Here is a 17,607-nt window from a genome sequence, read left to right as displayed (position 1 = left end):
AAGCTGAGGCGTACTAATAGACCGAGGGCTTGACCTCTATTGACCGATGGTGATTGATGACTTAATTCTGTGCAGTCTTCAGGGTTTTTCTCCCTTACAGCTTTTCTAGGTGTCTATGACGCAGTGGCACCACTCCGAACCCATCCCGAACTCGGTTGTTAAACGCTGCGGTGGCGAAGATATTTGGTGGGTCACTGCCTGAGAAAATAGCTCGATGCCTGGGATTCTATTCTCCAAAACAAAGCCTCTTTCTGCTCGCCAGACCGGGGCTTTCTGGTTTTTATTCTGATGGTTTGAGTTGGTCTTTGGGTGCAAATAAGTAAGCTGATTAAATCTGGTTGAGTAGCTCAATGCTTCCGTGGAAAATTTGAGATGCTCTATCCATTTCTTGGGCTTTGATCTACTCTCCGGGGATCTTAGTAAATGTTTGAGCTTTCAGCAACTGATGAGAAAGATTTGAAGCTATTTGTAAGGCTCGATCGCACTTCCCAAGACAGCTAATTTGACAATTATTTTACTCAAGACTCGGGCTTGGAAAAATTCATCTTTGAGAAAAAGTAAAGCGATCGCCCACGAATCTGCTTTCACTGAGCCGATCGGAGATTAGTTTGCGACAGCAGCGAGTCGGTAGTGAAATAATTGTGCTACAAATTAACTATTTAAATTCGTGGCTAACCTAAAATGTTCACTCCGTCAGAGAGAGTGCGACTTATGAAGGAAATGCGGAAATCTCCAGAAGGAGACTTGCTGGCTAAATGGGAGGCAGCCTCGCACTGGCTGTCTCGGTTTGAGGATAGCGATGATTGGTCGATCGCCCTGATGGATGGCGATCGCACTCCTAGCGTTACAATTGGTTTTGTTTTGGAGTGCGTCTGGCGATCGCACTGGGTGACATTTGATGAAGTAGACGGATATCAGCGTTTGCTGGCAGGATTTAATGAAATTCCCGAACCTTTGCCGGCTGTTGGTGCTCCCAAAAGTTACTCGCGGGGGGTTTGGATTTTTGAAGCTCAACCGCGCAATCAACGTCGCAAAACTCTTCAAGAAAGACGACCCGGTAGAGGTGAGAAACTTCGACAAAATGCACCTGCACCCCGGTTAGATTGGTCGCTACCTGTCGCAGAATGCACGCCTCAGCAGTTGATGGAAGCGCTGATGCTGCAAGGGGGACGCTGGAATAATTTCGACCCGGAACCGATATTAACAGATTTATATCTCAACAGAGATTTGTGGCTGAATTTTATGATGCTGCCGCTGATTGCGGAGAATGAAAATAGCGGTAGGCTTTATAGTAATTTGGGTTTACTGCTTCGAGATTTGGAGGATCGCTGGCACGCTGATACGCTTTATATTTGGAGTAGGGATGATGATTGTGTTTACCCGCTGGTGGATTTTGGGAAAACTTGGATGGCGGATGATGTGCAAGTGATGGATCGCGATCGTGCCTCTGTTTTTATTGGTTATGGGGGATATGAAAATCCGCCGCCTGTTGTGGTGTATTGGTGGGATTAAGTTAGCGGTTCAACCTGATATAAATCAATGAATTCATCGCAGAGGCGCTGAGAAAAAAACCACAGAGTAAGATTAGGAAAAATTAGAGAATGGGCGATCGCTCTCTTGTATTTGATGAATATAAGATCGATCGCACTTTTGTTGTCTAATAGTTATTACCCCGTTACTGTCTTTGCTTTTAAACAGCAACTTTTTTGTAAATGTAATCAACAGCCTGTTGAACTGTTTCTATGTTCTCCGCAGCTTTATCTAGAATTTCAATATCAAATTCCTCCTCGATCGCCATGATTACCTCTACTTTATCCACGTCTAATCCACCACCATAACCACCACTACTACAACCATTTGACAATATTGACCACCAAGAATTACCAGGGTTAGCGTTATAATATGATTGTTTTACCCCTCGGTAAACTTAGTATTGAGTGTAACTTCACTTGCATCAACTTCTAGCTGAGTGGCAACAATCGCTTTGACTTTTTCATATATTTGCTGCTTAACCTTACCAATTGGGGAATATTCTGCAAAAACGGTAGGAGTGGTGGTATCAGTTGTAGTTTTATCAGAATCTAATTCTGATTTCTATTCCGATTTATCTCGGACTCTGAAATAGTAAAACAGATTAGCAACAGCAAAATCAGACGCTTTTTCCAAGTTCGACGATACTAAACTTTTATGACCAGCTATTTGCCCTTGCTCAAGGATATAATCTTCGTACTCTTGACGCTGCTGCGGAGCGAGCATTAATTCCAGTTGAGTCCGAAGAGAATAAAAATGAGACTTAGGCCGCAAATTTTCATAAAATAACTGTTCATCCGGTATTGCTGAAGCTGTTGTTGCTGATTTTCGATCACCGCTTGATGAAAAGTTTGCATTAGTAAAATCTTTACTCTGTAACTGTTTTAGCTCACTTTCGGGCAAAGCTTTAGTCCATTCAATCTGATTAAGCCAAATGTCTAAGGCAGCTAAATCGTGATTGTGAATTCGCGTGATTTCTGGGAATAGAAAATCGAGTTCGTCGTCAGAATCGCAGCCAGCAATTACTGTTAAGCCATCTTGACGGATTTGTTGTTGAAGTTGAGAAAGCCGATCGCCCGCAGCACCAAATTCATTTTGCACCTGATACGTGCCGATAATACTTTGCTCGATCGCCCAACTGCACTCTAACCGACGCAACTGTCCCGCCGCACAAGTTTCTTCTAATAAATGCGGATTTCTGTAATCTGCTAAAGCCTCAAACAACATCCCACGCGCTGCATCAATTTCAGCATTGCGGCGGTTGATATCTTGAACTTGCAAAGCCGATCGCATTCGTTGAATCGCTTGATTAAATAACCCGTAAGCCCGCACTAAGACTAGGCGATGGTTCTCAAATTTTATATCTGCAGCCACTTCGGAAATTAATTGCTTAATTTCCGCGCCTTGACCTTTCAAAAGTTGTTCTAAATTGATGAAACCATTTTCTACTTTAACTTCCAGCCTCGCAACCGCTTTTTTTAGTTGCAATGTCTGGTGCAAATTCACCGCAGACAAAGCTACCCCAGCCGCAACTCCCACACCAATGACGGCTGTTGTCGCTTGCAGCACGCCCAAACTGGCTTGGACGGCTTGAAAGCCCATGTGGTTTTGGTACATCTGCAAGCCTCCCATTGCAAGCTGCACGGGAGACACTAACGGCGATAGGGGGCTGTTGTTGACCACCGCGCCAACGGCATGGGCCGCAAACTGTCCCGTTGCTGCATCCCTCGCCATGCCGATCGGCACTCCGGCAGATGTAAAAACTTGTACGTACTTGCCAGCCTCGATCGCAGCCTGCACCGCTGCGGGAAATACAAAGTTCATCATAAATTTTTACCCTGCTAGCATCTCACAGAACAACTGATCTATTATGATCCATTTAATAAAAGAAATATTATTAGGCGCTACAAATGAATACTTCGTTAATTAGTCCCCAAACCGTTGAGCTTATTTCGCTGCTGACACGGCAAAAACTCCGAAAAGAAGATATTTCTCCGCCGATGCTTTTCCTGGCGGGGCTGGTGACGGTGTTGGTGGGAGTTATCTATGCCGACGGTACGGTTGGCGCTGAGGAAACGCAGCGACTGAGTACAACTATGACGGCACTCATCCCCGCTAACAACAGTTTGCGCCAATTGGTAAAGCCGATGGTTAAGGCCGTGCGATATCAGGAAATTTACAAAAAAATGCACGAATTGCTGGCCCTGACATCGTGCTTTTCCGAGGAGGAAAAACTGCTGTTAATTAGTTTTGGATATCAGATGTCGGCGGCAGATGGGACAATGGACGATCGCGAAAAAGAGTATTTGATACTTATCGGTAACACACTGGAAATTGACTCTCGATACTTGGCAGTTTTGGAAGCGAGTTTTAGCAGTCAAGCAATAAGCGATACAGCAGCTTTAGCAGAAGTCCACTCGTTACTAGATCCCGCACGATTTCAATCTCTCGATTCTTTGTTTGTCCGTGCTGCTAGTCACACGATCGAATATTTACCAGAAAAACCCAAACAACAAACCAATCAAAAGCATTCTGTTTCGTCCTATCAGGAGTTGAAAAAATTTCAGGAGTATCGAAAACAACTGGATACAGTTTGTGGCACACTACATTTAACTCTGCTAGATGGAAGCGAGCGCAGCGTCTTTTCTCGTACTTTAACAGAAGAATTAACAAAAATATCTCGCAACTTGCAATCTCAGCGTTTCCGCGTGGCTGTTGTGGGCGAGTTTAGTAAAGGCAAATCAACTTTACTCAATGCGTTACTCGGCGAAGAAATCCAACCGGTGCGGGATATTCCCTGTAGCGGAAGTGTGACTATTTTGAAATATGGTTCGCAGCGCCGGGTTATTTGTCGCTACAAAGATGGACGGGAGGAAGAAATTCCACCGGCACAATATCAAGAGAAAGCTTCAATTTCGGAAGAGGCGGCTTTGGGTTCTTGCGAAGATGAGATAATCAATTCGGAAATTAAAGAAATTGTTTTCGAGCATCCCGAATTAGAGTTGTGCCGCAATGGGGTAGAAATTATTGATTCTCCCGGATTAAACGAACAAGCGGAACGCACAGCGGTAACTCAGCAAGTTCTAAAAACTGCTGATGCAGTGATTTTCTTGACTCATGCTCAAAATGCTTTAACGGAGAAAGAGCGGGAACTGCTTTTCTACTTAAAAAAAGAACTGGATTATGGGAACGATCAAGGCGCAAGTAATATTTTTATTGTAGTTAACTTTTTCGATTTGCTGCGCCGAGAAGAGAGTAGAACTCAGGTAATAAAAAGGGTAGAAACGATTGTTAATGCGGCCAATCCAATTATTGCCGGGGAAAACCGCAGTCATTTTATTTCTGCTCAATCAGCATTGGATGCGATTTTAGCAGGAAATGAAAATGACGATTACCTCAAAGCTTTTCAGGGTTTTACAAAGTCGGTTGAGCATTTTTTGACAGTTGAACGGGGGGCGATCGCACTTCAGCAGTCGGCATCTGGAATGAAGCAAATTATTAATACTGGCTGCGATGAATTGACTCAATATAGGGAAATGCTAGAAGGAAAGTTGACAGTTTCTGAAGGAGATAAGGCGAAGATTTTTGAACAAATAGCGGAAGTAAGCGGCCGCGATGTGAAAATCAAACTTTTAGCGGATGAATTGATGGAGCAATCTGTACAAGAAGCTATTGAATCTTGGAATGAATGGGTGGAAGGATTGGGACAACGCCTGATTGAAAAAAGCGATCGCTGGACTTCCGAGCATTCGCATATGTGGAGTCAAAAAGAGTTGACTAAAGATTATTCAGATCAATTTGTGGGAGATATCACCCAAGAAATAGAAGATTGGGCTACTCAAAAAGTACAGTCTATTTTTCAACAGAATATGGGAGCTTTAAATAGTCAAGTTGATGAAGACATTTATGCAATTCGGCAGGAGTTTCAAAAGTTCGATAAGCAACTGAGTAGTAACCTTGTCAGTCAATTTAATAATTTGGCGATGGCAGGTAATTTGGGCGGGATGGGTACAAGTGGAAGCGGGATTGCTGAATCAATTGGTGAGATAGAAGATGGCGGATTCATGGGCGGTTTAGGGATTGGTGCCGCCGTCGGTGCTGCGTTGCTGTTTTTTACAGGGCTTGGTTTTATTGGAGTTATTTTGGGTGGCTTAGCTGCGGGTGCTGGTGGAGGTTTGGGCTTGAGTTTCTTAGATGGCGACGCCGTTAAAGCTCAAATCAAGGAAAAAGTTTGTGAGTTAGGGTTTGAGAATTTCGATGAATCTTCACAGTCTATTTTTGATAAGATACAACAAAGAATTATTGCATTATTCGAGAAGCGAATTGAGGCGAGTAATGGTGTGATGTCAAAAGCTATCTCGCTGTGGGAGAATTTATTAGAACAGCAGGAAAATCGCGATCGCCAAAATCAAGCAGAATGCGAAGCCGAAAAGGTTTGGCTGGCTGACAAACGTCGGGAACTAGAACAAGTACAGAGTCAAATTGAAACAATCTTAAATCAAAGCGATCGCTAATTCAATGAGACATGATACGGAGGACACGGCAGTGCCGTTTCCCTACCCCGATTAATTGTAGGGACACGGCAATGCCGTCTCCTGAGTGTGGGTAATATTAATTGCGATGCTACCGGATTTGATATAAAAGGTAAGCGCAAAAAAACCATAGTACCTTGTGAATACTATGGTTTTTTTGGCAATGACCTACTTATTACTGGTGTTTCTATGCCAAAACTGGCACGGGCTGCGGCCAACGTCCCATGACTTTACCAATTACCGCCAATTCTTCCATCAACTTGTCGAACTGATCCGGTGTTAAAGATTGCGGCCCGTCAGACAAAGCTTTTTTCGGATTCGGGTGCACTTCAATCATCAGCGAATCTGTACCAGAGGCGATCGAAGCAAACGCCATTGACGGTACAAACTGCGCCCAACCGGTGCCGTGACTGGGGTCAACCATCACCGGTAAGTGAGTCAGAGTCCGCAATACTGGTACTGCCGACAAATCTAGCGTATTGCGCGTATACTGCCTGTCATACCCGCGAATTCCGCGCTCGCACAAAATCACGTTCGGATTGCCAGAAGCCATGATATACTCAGCAGCCATCAACCATTCTTCAATGGTGGCGGAAATGCCACGCTTCAGCAAAACAGGTTTGTCTTGAGCTCCGACTTTCTTCAACAGTGAGAAATTCTGCATATTTCTCGCCCCGACTTGGATCACGTCCGCTACTTCCACGATCGCACTTAAATCGGCCGCATCCATAACTTCCGTAATAATTCCCAAACCGCTAGCTTCCCGGGCCGCAGCTAGCAATCCCAAAGCACTCTCGCCGTGGCCTTGGAAGGCGTAGGGGGAAGTTCTCGGTTTGTACGCGCCACCACGGAGAAAATGAGCTCCAGCAGCTTTGACGCGCATTGCCGTTTCGACAATCATTTCTTCGTTTTCGACCGAGCAAGGGCCTGCTACGATCGCGATCGGGTGATTTAGGCCGATCGTCACAGTTCCTAAAGGAGTAGCAACTTTTACTGCGCTGGGTTCTCCTTGGCGGTACTCCAGAGAAGCGCGCTTGTAGGGTTTTTCCACGCGCAGCACTTCTTCAATCCAGGTGCTCATTTCGCGCAGTTGCAGAGGTTCGAGCTCGGCGGTTTCGCCTACCAAACCCATGACAACTTTGTAACGGCCGACGATTTTTTCTGGGATCAAACCCCAGGTACTGCGGAGCTCTTCGTCTAGTCGATCGATCTCGGCTTCTGGAGTGCCGGCTTTCATTACAATAATCATATTTTTTTTGCCTTTTCAGTTGGGCTAGAAACGGATCGTGACACTGATGCACTGAGAAAAATAGATGCAATGGGCGATCGAGAATCTATTTATATCAGTATTATTAGCATTGTTGTGGGGCGGGTTCTTGTTCCCTCTCCAAGGACAAACTCTAGATGGTTAACACCTTAGTTGTTAGCTAATGACTAATTACTAATGACTAATGACTAACTTTTGGGCTTGGCGGCGCGCCACGCTTCTCGCATCCGTCCAAAGTTGGTATTAAATTCTTCCCACCCCAGAGTGCTTCCTGAAATTTCTTCATCCCAGGAAGCCGAGAGGACTCCGTAACTCAATCCCAGAACCCCTAGACCAAAACAGCCCATGCTTACGAGTAATACTGCTGTGTTGGGCAGATCGAACAAGCCGTTGCTGACTACCAAATAGCTTATAAAAAATGTGGAAATTCCCATGATTGTCGGTATGCCGCAGAATACCGCTATGCGGGATATCATGCGTTTGCTGACTGCTTCTGGGATGGATTGCGCCTGTTTTCCGGTTTTGTTAGCTTTGGGCTGCTTGTCGGCAGAATCAGACTCTAAGGCTGCGTTTGCTTGGGGTTCTGGGGGCTTTTTAGGCGTTTTTTTACGATTTGTTGCCGGTTCAAAAGGCAAGCGCTGGCGGGGTGGTTCGGAGGACATATTTTATCTCTCACCTGAAATCTCGAACATTTTTCAATAAGTCTTGGTGTTTGTCCAAGATTAAAGAATATTGTCGCAAATTTTGGCTTTGGTGTTTAGCCGCGAATGCCTAGACGGGCAATCAATGCTTTGTAGCGATCGACATTTTGCTTTTGGATGTATGCCAGCAGGCGCTTGCGGCGGCTGATCATCATCATCAAACCGCGCCGGGAGGCGAAGTCTTTTTGGTTGATTTTCAGGTGGGCGCTGAGTTTGGTGATGCGATCGGTCAGCATCGCGACTTGGACATCTGCTGAACCGGTATCGGTTTCATGGGTTTGGTAGTCGCCCATGATTTCTTGTTTGCGCTGTTGTGTAAGTGGCATGAATGGATTTTAGTTTTTTTTGTACGATGTCACAATCTGCAATTGTACCACAGCCAATGAACAAGGGTGCAGGGTGCGAGATAAAATTTTTGCTGCAAGAGTTCGCATGGCGAGTTTTAATCCCCTTGCGGGGAAAAGAGAATGGCGACTTTGAAACCAGCGATCGCCAACAGTACCACATTCTTTAGCGCCAGCAACGGCGCGCACACTCTCTGTCTGACCCCGGCAAACAACCCCGAGAGTTGCGATGACCCCTATAATAATGTCGAAAGATATTTCTATAATGGTTGGTGGATAAAGGCCCAGTACCCTGCATAAATGCTTTTTACGGCACCCACCAAACGTAATAAAATTCTGGCCGCTGTGGTGGGTGGCCGCTGGCGCGATCGACACAGCAAACGCACAATAAGAAAAACCCCGGAACAAAATGGCAAAGCCACCCGGTCTAAAGACCTTCCCCAAGTTACTGTCTCAAAAAGAGGTAGACCTCATTGTGGCAAATGACGAGTACACCAAGAACCCAGGCGATGTACTCTTTCGCTACTACGGAGACTTCGGACACAACACCCCCGAGCCAACCACACCCCCAGAGGCCGACGCGCCCATCCGTCGCGGAGCCCCCGGCAAAGAAACCCCGCCACCAAGCCCCTGGATGCTCGCTTGGGGGAAGACCTTACAAGACCGTGGGTTCTTCGATGAGATGCCCAATCAATACCGCGTCACGGATTGGTTCGGCAGCCTTTCGGCCCAGTTCAAATGGCACATCGACAACCACCGACACGGAGAGAGAATCCTCGCCATCAGCCTCTCCAACAACCGCGTCATTGGCTTTCGCAAAGATGCCAATAGCCCCGTCTTTGAACTCGAACAACATGCAGGAGACGCCTATTTAATCGCTGGTCCAATCCGCTGGAGTTGGCAACACTGCGTGCTGCCAAGAGGCAAAGACAAGAGCGGAGGGAGAAGTTTTGTGGTGAGCTTTAAGCGCCCCGCGCAATAATCAGCCACGCCCCCTTCCTTCACTTCAATTAAAGAGTTTCAATTCCCTTGCGGGGAAAAGTGAATTCCGACTCTAGATGTCAGAGACTACTTGTATTTTCATGTTTCAATCCCCTTGCGGGGAAAAGTGAATTGCGACATTGCTAGTCCGTTTTTAAAATTCAATAATTTAAAAAGAGTTTCAATCCCCTTGCGGGGAAAAGTGAATTGCGACTTGCGATCGACTCAAAGTCTCGTATACATCAACAGAAGCTTGTTTCAAGTAGGGAAACGGCATTGCCGTGTCCAGAGTTGCTATCGGCTCAAATAGGCGATCGCCTCACGTATCCAATCATCGGCATTACCTTTGGCGGACAAAGTGCTGTCTTGACTGAGGGTTTGCAGCGCTTGCAAGACTTCAGCCCCAGTGTATCCCATCGCCAGCAGGATCATCTCGACTTCTTCTTGAATAGCTGGGGAGACTCCGGCGGCAACTGAAGTTGTCAAACCTGCTTGCTGTCGCCATTCCGAGAGTTTGCTTTTGAGTTCGAGGGCGAGACGTTCTGCGGTTTTTGTTCCCACGCCCGGAGTTTTGGCGAGGATGCGGGTGTTACCGCCGACGATCGCCTGGACTAAATCTTGCAATCCTAAAGTATCGAGAAGTGCGATCGCCAGTTGAGCACCGACACCGCTGACACTCGTCAACTGCCGAAACAAATCGCGTTCGGCCGCGCTGCCAAAACCGTACAATACGATTTGGTCTTCCTTAACTTGCTGGTGGGTAAATATTTGGGCGACTTCGCCGGATGCTGGCAATTGACCGGTCACGCGGGGCAAAATTTGGATTTCATAGCCGATTTGATTGACTTCCAGAGTCAATATGACGCGGTTGCTGCCTTTGGCGATATCGGCGACTGTGCCTTTGAGATAGCTAATCATAAAATTAATAATAATACACCGCTATTGGCTTTCATCAAACTCGGTTATGATGCTGCGGATTTCGTTGAGACTGATATCTGCGCGATTCCCTTCGGGATAGCTTCGCTTCACGGATTTTGAGTAAATGGTTAACAAAAGTACGATCGACGGCGATTCGACTTGATCGATCATGCGATAGCCTGCACTTTTTCCTTTTTGGATGTTGCTGTTTTTCACCCGGACTTTTAAGATGATATAATCTTCGCCCATTCCGGGAATGCGATCGCCAATAAAATTGCCAGCCTGTATTTGTTCAATTACGGGCTGAGTATCTAGCCGGATTTGTCGATACTTTTTGGATAATTCACGCAAATTTCGCTTACACTCAGGCGTTAAATCGATTTGAACTAGATGATCGGATTCATTCGACATCGATGCCCTCCCACATTTGAGAAAGAGGTATTCGCTGTCGGGTTTTAGCTTCCTGGAATGCCCTTTTGAGACTGGCTTTCACTTCTGCAACTGGAGTATCGTCTGGATCTTCTTCAGCTTCATATATAGGTTCGGAAAGGAGAATAATGCGTAGAAGAGCGGAAATACCGAGTGTTAAAGGTCGATCGAGCAATAATTGACCTTTTTCGGCATCGATTCTCTCCCACAGTTCAGAGATTGGTCTGGTTTGTCCGGCTTTGGCTTGCTGCAACGCTCTTCTGAGACTGGCTTTTACTTCTTCAACTAGAGTATCGTCGGGGTCGTCTTCACCTTCATCCGTAGGTTCCTGAAAGAGGACGATGATTCGCACGGGGCCCGGAGTGTCTAGTGTTAAAGGTCGATCGAGAATTAATTGACCTTTTTCGTCGATCGTTCCTGTGACTTCAAATGCTTTCATGTATTTTGCCTTTATTTTTTTGAGTTAATACTATCATTATATAAGGCAGCCCGAGCAATTTTGTTGTTGTCAATTCAAAATAAGCTGCTGTTTAACCAAAGACAAATCCGTCTTGCCAAAATTCACAACCAAAGCCACATTGAAATTTTCCAACGATTTGACAAACCACATAATTTCATTAGAAGCTTTACCTTCATAGTGATTAAACAAAATAGAAAACCGCTTTTCCAACTCTGGTTTAACTTTGCCCGAAAGCAGTACAAGTTTCAGCAATAAACCCATTGTCCTGCTGGCACCGAGGTTGTACACCAAGTCGTAAAAAACGTAGTGGCTGGGATGTTGAGAATTTTCCACTACTAAGAAGTTGAACAACTGGTGGCAAGTCCGAACTAACAATAGATTATTGAATTTCACCGCGTCATTTTCTCGCAATGTATTTTTGATTTGTTTGTACAAACGGTCATTAAATTGACGCCCGCCGTATTCTGGTTCGACCGAGGATATTAAATATTCATATAAATCCACTTTAAATGAGCCGTAAGATGGAGTTTGTCTGGCATCTCTCAGGAAAAATTGAGCCGCTTCTTTGTAGCTGCGCTCGCCCGTTACTTTTCCGGCAAATTCCCTGACCGCTAAGTGCAGTTCTGCATCGTTCAAAAGTGTGGGATTAGCCGCCCGCTGCACAATTCCTATTTCTGTATTTCTCGGCTCAACCAAATAATTTAAATATTGAGACAAATGTGTTTCAAATTGTCGCTGTCTTTGAAATGCCAGTTTTTTGATAGTTTGTTGGTCTTCCTCAATGCTGTCCTTGCTCAGCAAAGAATGGCCGTACAAATAAGGATACCGACATATCAATTCGCCCAAAGGAGAATCACTATCTTGTTGCTGCGGTTCCGCCTCTCTATCTAAGGCTTTGACTAAGCGCTCTATGGTCTGGAATTCTTCACTTTTAGTAAAAAAGGCTATTTGTTCTTGCAAGCGCTTGACTATGTAAAATTCTATCCCAAATCGGGGAGAAGTCTGCTTAAATAAAGCTACCAACTTTGCGATCGCGAATTGGTTTTGTGAATGCAATTGCCAGCGGTTGATCGGGATGTAGCAGCAGCGGTGGAGGATATATTTAAAGTGCTGATCCGATCGCTTGACGGAGACTATACTGTACAAAGTTGCTTCAATCTCTCGATCGGGATAGCCCATGCCGTCGATAAATAGCTTTCGGAACCGCTCGATCACCTGTGCGGGCGATTCTGTTTCTACGCAGGAGACGATGTGGTCGTACAATCTCTGTTCGCTGCTGCCAGTTGGAACCGTCTCTGAGGGCGGGGTGAGAATGCTGCTTTCTGCGCCGGTGTCTGCGCTGCTTTCTGCAACTTGTGCGACAACGACTGTCGGTTTTTCCCGAAAAGTTCGATCGGGATTCAAGAACCAATAGTGTTCTTGGCTTAATTTTTTGTTCGCCGCCCAATCCAAAGCTGACTGCAAACTTTCCCCAGTCAATAACAGCGATTCATCTTCGCGGTCGGAAGCCAGCCATGCTGCTAGCGCGGAGCGGTACGGAGCCAATTTTCCCAGCTCTTTTTCCACCCAGAACTGATTAAAAACTGACTGATAAATTAGGTTGCTAACTATTAATTTTCCCTGATATTTAACAACCAGTCCTGACTGTTGCAATTCGATTTGTTCGGGAGAGTAATTGGCAGGTACTCCCGGCGCTTCCGTTTTTTTCGGGTCGGGCGGTTGCAAAATTTGCTGGTAAAGCGTTAACAGCCGGGTGAGGTCGCAGTGGCTGTGGAAAATGCGATCGCGAATTGCTGTCAAATGTTGGGTTGCGTCCCGTTCTTCCCAATTTTTAATAATTCTGTGTTTCAGCAGTTTTTCAACTTGCTGGGCTTCGGAATTTCTGCCAATGAAAGGCCCGTATTCAAGTACCAAGTGGCAAACCTTTTGAGTCAGAAACGGTTGACCGCCCGTCCAAGTTAATATTTCTTGGAGCACTTTTTGGGGGCGAAACGCTTTGAGTGCCAATCCTTTTGCTAGCGGCCAACTTTCATCTAGTTGAAATCGACTTAGATTAATCGGCCGTCCAATATTAAAAGGGTTGCAGCTTTGATCTCGGATCGATTCTGAGGGGGCTGCTACTCCCAGAACAGCAAAAGTCAGGCGATCGTATTCCGGCTGCTCTGCCCGCTTGGAGTAACAAGCCCGGATCAACGCAAAAAAATCGCTGGTACTGAAATTTAGACGGCTGGTGCTGTCAATGTCATCTATGAAAATTACCAGGTTTTGCCGAATTGACTTGACCAGAACTTTTTCGATAAATATCTCTAATCGCTGCACTGGCGACAGCAGTTCGCGATCGTTCCACCACTTGATGGCATCAAATCTGTTTGTGAGGTGCAAACTGCTTGCCATGCGGTACATGATGGCGGCGTACCACTTGTGAGGGGAGATATCTGGGCTGCTGATGCTTCTCAAGTTGATGGCGGCAAAAACTGTACCTTCTGCTTGCAATCTTTTGGCAGTTTGCACTAGCAGGCTGGACTTTCCCATTTGCGGCGAACTCAACACGTAGCAGAATTGTCCGGCTTTGAGTCCTTCGTAGAGTTCGCTGTCGGCCGATCGCCTGACATAGGTGGGGGCACCGGCAGGCAAATATCCTCCGACTTGATATTGGTAGCTTGAGTTGACTTCTGCTGTCATCTGCGAATTCATCAAGATGCTGCGCCCCTCTGGTGTGCGATCGAAAGGTTATAAATTGCAATTATTGCCAGCTTACTATGGTTGAAAATTTTTGTTCGTCTTTCTTTATTGTCCACTAATTCACTTTTCTCTTTCTCAATCTTTACCGTATCTTTGCAACCTTTCCCGCCATATCCTGCGAGCGAGCGACCGTACCCCACACCCCTTGTTATTCACATTCGTTTAGATAAGTATGTTAATTTTCACTCGCTCTGATTACCAACGCCAAAATGCCATTTAATTCACAATTTTTTACAATTTTACTTTAAAATTCACCCGATGGTATGATGTTGCCAGGGAAACTCATAACCGCAGTGTCGTCAAACTCCTGCCTGGAGATCCGGCTGCCTTCTGCCGGAGGAAAAGGCTCAGCAATGGCTGTCAATAAAAAACCCCAGCGTTTTGCTGAGGACTGCTTGAGTGGGAGATATCGTTAATCTGCGTTTTTTTAGTTGACTTAGATTGCATGGAATTCCATGCTGCTGACACTCCCCGGACTTCCGCAAGCGCGGGGATTCTTAAGGACAAATTTTTCGGGATAAATCCACAAAAAATTTAATTCTTAAAGGCATTGTCAGTACCGGGCTAACCACTGGCTCAACTATTATAAAAGTTAAGTCTGTGGCTAATTGTAGAAGATGCGCCCTGATGGCTTAACTACCCGATGGATTAGCACCCTGATGGCATAACTCCCTGATGGATCGACGCCCTGATGGCTTTCGCTCCACTACCCAAAAAATTCTGGTTGGTGGATGATCGTGGACGTTAGTAACACGTCACTTCCGGCGTTTCCGATCGCAAGCGGGTGTGCCTGTCTAAATTGATTATGGCAGGCAGATTTCTCAGAAGACAAGTGGGCTATTGCATCAACCCACTTCTGACAGATCGGGTTTGCCAAAAAGAGTCAATCTACGCAAATCAGGGTCATCGAACATGAAAAACAGCATCTTAGTATTAGGGGTAATTGCCTCGGCTGGCATCGGCTTTTTCTATGCAGGTAGTGCCAGCGCTTCTGCGATCGTCCCACAACCTTCATCAGCCAGGAGTTTGACGGCTTGGGAGAGTCGTCCCGACTTTAACTACACTGGAACGAATGAAGATGGGGAGCAAGAAGAGGTAAAAACGGGTAAAGGTAGGAAATAATTGGCGCTGTCAGTGGTTGTGTTTGTTGTCGTAACCGCCTTTCATCGAGGCGATTAAAACTCGATCCTAAAATCACTCTACCTAATCCCGGGGGTTGGAGTCAGTTTCAAAGAACGGTAAATGGGAAAATAAACAGGTAAGGCGAGTCTGTCGGTGGAGTTTCCCCCCCTCTCAACTTCCTTACCTTCTGATGTTCGGGATTTGGATCGGGCACAATCGTATTTCATCTCGTAAAAACCCAATGGAAAATATTCTCGAAACTACTCGCAGACAGCGGGTATTGACAAGAACCCAGGAACGGCGTCAGGCAACACCGAAAGAAAAACAGTTGATTCACCTGCTGGCGAATATGGCTTGCAGTTTGGTGAACTACGACTACAAACACGCAGCGGGGAAGGGAGTTATCCCGCCTTCGGAACGCAAGCGTTTAGCGGAATGGCACTACCTGCGAGTTCAGCAAATTCGCCGGATCGAACGCTCTTTAGAGCCCGTAGCGACTCTCAAGCGCGTTTACTACAAGAGCATCCTCAGTCCGAGGGATCTGAAGTCTTTAAAACTTCTGTGGCTTGAGGAGGACAAAAACCGCGTCAAACGGGTCGATCCTGAGTTGGATGACATCCTCAGCGAAGCTTTGGATCGGGGAGATACCTTGAAACAGCTATTTCACACTATCGAAGTCAAAGAACGCACCTTTTCTGCAACTCCTAGCCCCGGCGCCGTGCCGCTTTGGGTCAAAGAGTGGGAAGACTCGGAATATGACATAAACTTTTTTCCGCCTTCGTTCTCTGCATGGGTTTCCATCGTGGACGACTAGGTTCAAGAAAAACTCTTTGACATGGCATCGATCGTAAAATTCAAATGGTAGACTTATTTGCTATTGCTGCCATTGGCGAAGAGGGTGGGGGCGATCGGCTAAACCAGGCGGCGTGGCGCGCAGGCCTCCGAGTACAGAGAAGTGAATCGGAGTCAGTACCATTGTACAATGGGGGAAAACCAGGGCTTCAGCTAATCGCTGATAGCTGATAGCTGATAGCTGATAGTTTCTCATGACTGACTCGATTTCTACTTCTCCTCTAGACTCGGCGGCCGATACAGCCGAACTCCGCTCTCAGTTGAGGTCGGGTTCGGAAAAAGCTCAACTGCAACTGCTGCAACAACAAATAGCAGATTCCGGTTGGGATGTATTGATGGAATTTTTATTAGAGCGCAAGTCAGATGCACCGACTGCGGTAATGGGTAAGGCTTACCAAATTCTTTACAGTGCTAATTCTCCGAGAGCGACGGAGTTTTTGCAAGCGAATTTTCCGACTGGGCTTGTGCCGCTGCGATCGGACTCTAACGTTGATTACACTCCGCTGCAACAATTATTGGCGTTACAGGAATTTCAAGAAGCCGATCGCTTGACTTTAGACAAGCTTTGTGAATTGGCGGGGGGAACTACCCCGCAGAGAAAGTGGCTGTATTTTACGCAAGTTGAAAATTTGCCGGTAACGGATTTGCAAACAATTAATACGCTGTGGAAAGTTCATTCCGAAGGCAAATTTGGCTTTTCGGTGCAGCGGGAAATTTGGCTCGGTTCGGGGAAGAATTGGGATAAGTTGTGGCCGCTAATTGGCTGGAAGAAGGGGAATAATTGGACGCGGTATCCGCAAGAGTTTATTTGGGATTTGAGCGCGCCTAGGGGTCATTTGCCGCTGTCGAATCAGTTGCGGGGAGTGCAGCCTTTTGCAGCTTTGATGGCTCATCCTGCCTGGTTGAAGTGAATGGTTTTCGGTCGGGCTTTTGGAGAATGTGGGGCGGGCTGGATGGCCGGCCCCGCTATTGTTTTTGGGGAATTGGGATTTGGATTTTTGAGGCTCAGAAATTCACAGAAATTCACAGGCGGGACGCCTGTTCCACTTTTGGGAGAGAGGGAGAAGGGCGATCGCACTTCTAAGGAATTTGGAAAATTTTATACAATACTTATATCAACTAATTAGCAAGAGGGCTGGGAGTCATGGTAGGCATAGGAACCAAACTCACTTTAGCAGAATTTCTAGCTTTGCCCGACGGAGATATATATTGTGAGTTTGTAGATGGTGAAGCAGTTCCTAAAGTGTCTCCAAAATTTTTTCATTCCAGTTTACAGGGAGCTTTGTGTCGCCTGATTCGTGTATGGTGTAAAGGACGCGGGCGAGTGCTTCCAGAATGGGCAATTTTGTTAAAACGTCAGGATAAAGATTGGGCACCTGTTCCCGATTTAACGTACATTTCTTATGAAAGTCTGCCGAAAAGTTGGCGGCAAAATGAACCTTGTCCTGCAATTCCTGAACTGGTGATTGAGATTATATCGCCGGATCAAAGTATGAAGGAATTTGAAGAGAAGGCGAAAGATTATTTGGCTGCGGGTGTTCCGCGAGTTTGGGCGATCGATCCAGAGGGTATTTTAATTAGAAGTTTTTTGACGGATGGTTTGACTCAAGTTTATACCGATAATACACCGATTGTGGATGAGTTGCTGCCTGGTTTGGAGTTGACGACTAGACTGATTTTTGAAGAAGCCGAATTGATTGATTGATTAATTGAGGGCGATCGTACTCTG

At 46.0% G+C, this 17,607-nt stretch carries 19 protein-coding genes and 1 rRNA gene; 9 read left to right on the top strand and 11 right to left on the bottom strand.

The window, feature by feature from the left end:
* Positions 1-105 precede the first annotated feature (105 nt).
* Positions 106-223: ribosomal RNA gene (rrf, locus tag QUB30_RS24125) — 5S ribosomal RNA — on the top strand.
* Positions 224-462: 239 nt separating this feature from the next.
* Here the strand turns inward: rrf and QUB30_RS24120 are convergent.
* On the bottom strand, positions 463-588 hold the full coding sequence (locus QUB30_RS24120; RefSeq protein ID WP_333338559.1) for a hypothetical protein: 126 nt from the start codon (positions 586-588) through the stop codon (positions 463-465).
* Between the two features lie 123 nt (positions 589-711).
* Here QUB30_RS24120 and QUB30_RS24115 point away from each other — a divergent pair, with 123 nt between their 5' ends.
* Positions 712-1,512: a hypothetical protein gene (locus QUB30_RS24115; protein WP_333338556.1), complete on the top strand. Its 801-nt coding sequence runs from the start codon at positions 712-714 to the stop codon at positions 1,510-1,512.
* Positions 1,513-1,690: 178 nt separating this feature from the next.
* Here the strand turns inward: QUB30_RS24115 and QUB30_RS24110 are convergent, their stop codons facing one another.
* Together QUB30_RS24110 and QUB30_RS24105 are read right to left on the bottom strand one after the other, a co-directional pair.
* The gene (locus tag QUB30_RS24110) at positions 1,691-1,819 is read right to left on the bottom strand and encodes a hypothetical protein (protein ID WP_445300540.1); all 129 of its coding nucleotides are present in this window, start codon (positions 1,817-1,819) and stop codon (positions 1,691-1,693) included.
* 275 nt (positions 1,820-2,094) lie between these two features.
* Positions 2,095-3,357 carry a hypothetical protein gene (locus QUB30_RS24105; protein WP_333338553.1) on the bottom strand — a complete coding sequence of 421 codons (1,263 nt, stop codon included), beginning with the start codon at positions 3,355-3,357 and terminating at the stop codon, positions 2,095-2,097.
* Between the two features lie 83 nt (positions 3,358-3,440).
* Here QUB30_RS24105 and QUB30_RS24100 point away from each other — a divergent pair, with 83 nt between their 5' ends.
* The gene (locus tag QUB30_RS24100) at positions 3,441-6,044 is read left to right on the top strand and encodes a dynamin family protein (RefSeq protein ID WP_333338551.1); all 2,604 of its coding nucleotides are present in this window, start codon (positions 3,441-3,443) and stop codon (positions 6,042-6,044) included.
* 205 nt (positions 6,045-6,249) lie between these two features.
* Here QUB30_RS24100 and aroF read toward each other — a convergent pair whose 3' ends face one another.
* From aroF to rpsO, 3 genes are all read right to left on the bottom strand, one after another.
* Positions 6,250-7,311 (bottom strand): 3-deoxy-7-phosphoheptulonate synthase, encoded by a 1,062-nt coding sequence (aroF, locus tag QUB30_RS24095; protein ID WP_333338548.1) that lies wholly within the window; start codon positions 7,309-7,311, stop codon positions 6,250-6,252.
* 206 nt (positions 7,312-7,517) lie between these two features.
* Complete coding sequence (locus QUB30_RS24090; RefSeq protein ID WP_333338545.1) at positions 7,518-7,991, bottom strand: PAM68 family protein; 474 nt, start codon at positions 7,989-7,991, stop codon at positions 7,518-7,520.
* 95 nt (positions 7,992-8,086) lie between these two features.
* Positions 8,087-8,356: a 30S ribosomal protein S15 gene (gene rpsO, locus QUB30_RS24085; protein ID WP_333338543.1), complete on the bottom strand. Its 270-nt coding sequence runs from the start codon at positions 8,354-8,356 to the stop codon at positions 8,087-8,089.
* A gap of 56 nt (positions 8,357-8,412) precedes the next feature.
* Here rpsO and QUB30_RS24080 point away from each other — a divergent pair, with 56 nt between their 5' ends.
* Complete coding sequence (locus QUB30_RS24080; protein WP_333338539.1) at positions 8,413-8,544, top strand: hypothetical protein; 132 nt, start codon at positions 8,413-8,415, stop codon at positions 8,542-8,544.
* 239 nt (positions 8,545-8,783) lie between these two features.
* Entirely contained in the window at positions 8,784-9,356 is a 573-nt protein-coding gene (locus tag QUB30_RS24075; protein ID WP_333338536.1) for a hypothetical protein, read from the top strand.
* 293 nt (positions 9,357-9,649) lie between these two features.
* On the opposite strand, the gene ruvA is transcribed toward QUB30_RS24075, so the two are convergent.
* From ruvA to QUB30_RS24055, 4 genes are all read right to left on the bottom strand, one after another.
* A complete protein-coding gene (gene ruvA, locus QUB30_RS24070; RefSeq protein ID WP_333338534.1) occupies positions 9,650-10,273 on the bottom strand; it encodes a Holliday junction branch migration protein RuvA in 624 nt (207 codons plus the stop codon).
* 21 nt (positions 10,274-10,294) lie between these two features.
* Positions 10,295-10,684: a type II toxin-antitoxin system RelE/ParE family toxin gene (locus QUB30_RS24065; RefSeq protein WP_333338531.1), complete on the bottom strand. Its 390-nt coding sequence runs from the start codon at positions 10,682-10,684 to the stop codon at positions 10,295-10,297.
* Positions 10,674-11,141 (bottom strand): type II toxin-antitoxin system RelN family antitoxin, encoded by a 468-nt coding sequence (locus QUB30_RS33960; protein WP_445300539.1) that lies wholly within the window; start codon positions 11,139-11,141, stop codon positions 10,674-10,676. Before QUB30_RS33960 ends, QUB30_RS24065 begins: the two co-directional genes overlap by 11 nt.
* 69 nt (positions 11,142-11,210) lie before the next feature.
* On the bottom strand, positions 11,211-13,844 hold the full coding sequence (locus QUB30_RS24055; RefSeq protein ID WP_333338528.1) for an AAA-like domain-containing protein: 2,634 nt from the start codon (positions 13,842-13,844) through the stop codon (positions 11,211-11,213).
* Positions 13,845-14,816: 972 nt separating this feature from the next.
* Here QUB30_RS24055 and QUB30_RS24050 point away from each other — a divergent pair.
* The gene (locus QUB30_RS24050; protein WP_333242925.1) at positions 14,817-15,026 is read left to right on the top strand and encodes a hypothetical protein; all 210 of its coding nucleotides are present in this window, start codon (positions 14,817-14,819) and stop codon (positions 15,024-15,026) included.
* A gap of 241 nt (positions 15,027-15,267) precedes the next feature.
* Positions 15,268-15,840, top strand: a complete 573-nt coding sequence (locus QUB30_RS24045; RefSeq protein ID WP_333338526.1) for a hypothetical protein — start codon at positions 15,268-15,270, stop codon at positions 15,838-15,840.
* Positions 15,841-15,900: 60 nt separating this feature from the next.
* Here QUB30_RS24045 and QUB30_RS24040 read toward each other — a convergent pair whose 3' ends face one another.
* Positions 15,901-16,074, bottom strand: coding sequence for a hypothetical protein (locus QUB30_RS24040; protein ID WP_333037637.1), 174 nt, complete (start codon positions 16,072-16,074; stop codon positions 15,901-15,903).
* On the opposite strand from QUB30_RS24040, the gene QUB30_RS24035 reads away from it, so the two are divergent.
* Both QUB30_RS24035 and QUB30_RS24030 read left to right on the top strand, forming a co-directional pair.
* Positions 16,073-16,789: a GUN4 N-terminal ARM-like repeat domain-containing protein gene (locus QUB30_RS24035; RefSeq protein WP_333338523.1), complete on the top strand. Its 717-nt coding sequence runs from the start codon at positions 16,073-16,075 to the stop codon at positions 16,787-16,789. The genes QUB30_RS24040 and QUB30_RS24035 overlap by 2 nt on opposite strands.
* 233 nt (positions 16,790-17,022) lie before the next feature.
* Complete coding sequence (locus tag QUB30_RS24030; protein ID WP_333338520.1) at positions 17,023-17,583, top strand: Uma2 family endonuclease; 561 nt, start codon at positions 17,023-17,025, stop codon at positions 17,581-17,583.
* Positions 17,584-17,607 lie beyond the last annotated feature (24 nt).

It is taken from the genome of Microcoleus sp. BROC3 (genome assembly GCF_036702515.1).
GTDB lineage: Bacteria > Cyanobacteriota > Cyanobacteriia > Cyanobacteriales > Microcoleaceae > Microcoleus.
The sequence above is the reverse complement of the archived record's forward strand: the minus strand, read 5'-3'. Positions and strand labels throughout refer to the sequence as shown.

Bases quoted from the DNA above. Each gene is read 5' to 3' on its own strand.
- QUB30_RS24115 (WP_333338556.1), top strand. From the start codon at position 712: ATGAAGGAAATGCGGAAATCTCCAGAAGGAGACTTGCTGGCTAAATGG.
- QUB30_RS24105 (WP_333338553.1), bottom strand. From the start codon at position 3,357: ATGATGAACTTTGTATTTCCCGCAGCGGTGCAGGCTGCGATCGAGGCT.
- QUB30_RS24100 (WP_333338551.1), top strand. From the start codon at position 3,441: ATGAATACTTCGTTAATTAGTCCCCAAACCGTTGAGCTTATTTCGCTG.
- aroF (WP_333338548.1), bottom strand. From the start codon at position 7,311: ATGATTATTGTAATGAAAGCCGGCACTCCAGAAGCCGAGATCGATCGA.
- QUB30_RS24090 (WP_333338545.1), bottom strand. From the start codon at position 7,991: ATGTCCTCCGAACCACCCCGCCAGCGCTTGCCTTTTGAACCGGCAACA.
- rpsO (WP_333338543.1), bottom strand. From the start codon at position 8,356: ATGCCACTTACACAACAGCGCAAACAAGAAATCATGGGCGACTACCAA.
- QUB30_RS24080 (WP_333338539.1), top strand. From the start codon at position 8,413: ATGAACAAGGGTGCAGGGTGCGAGATAAAATTTTTGCTGCAAGAGTTC.
- QUB30_RS24075 (WP_333338536.1), top strand. From the start codon at position 8,784: ATGGCAAAGCCACCCGGTCTAAAGACCTTCCCCAAGTTACTGTCTCAA.
- ruvA (WP_333338534.1), bottom strand. From the start codon at position 10,273: ATGATTAGCTATCTCAAAGGCACAGTCGCCGATATCGCCAAAGGCAGC.
- QUB30_RS24065 (WP_333338531.1), bottom strand. From the start codon at position 10,684: ATGTCGAATGAATCCGATCATCTAGTTCAAATCGATTTAACGCCTGAG.
- QUB30_RS33960 (WP_445300539.1), bottom strand. From the start codon at position 11,141: ATGAAAGCATTTGAAGTCACAGGAACGATCGACGAAAAAGGTCAATTA.
- QUB30_RS24055 (WP_333338528.1), bottom strand. From the start codon at position 13,844: ATGACAGCAGAAGTCAACTCAAGCTACCAATATCAAGTCGGAGGATAT.
- QUB30_RS24050 (WP_333242925.1), top strand. From the start codon at position 14,817: ATGAAAAACAGCATCTTAGTATTAGGGGTAATTGCCTCGGCTGGCATC.
- QUB30_RS24045 (WP_333338526.1), top strand. From the start codon at position 15,268: ATGGAAAATATTCTCGAAACTACTCGCAGACAGCGGGTATTGACAAGA.
- QUB30_RS24035 (WP_333338523.1), top strand. From the start codon at position 16,073: ATGACTGACTCGATTTCTACTTCTCCTCTAGACTCGGCGGCCGATACA.
- QUB30_RS24040 (WP_333037637.1), bottom strand. From the start codon at position 16,074: ATGAGAAACTATCAGCTATCAGCTATCAGCTATCAGCGATTAGCTGAA.
- QUB30_RS24030 (WP_333338520.1), top strand. From the start codon at position 17,023: ATGGTAGGCATAGGAACCAAACTCACTTTAGCAGAATTTCTAGCTTTG.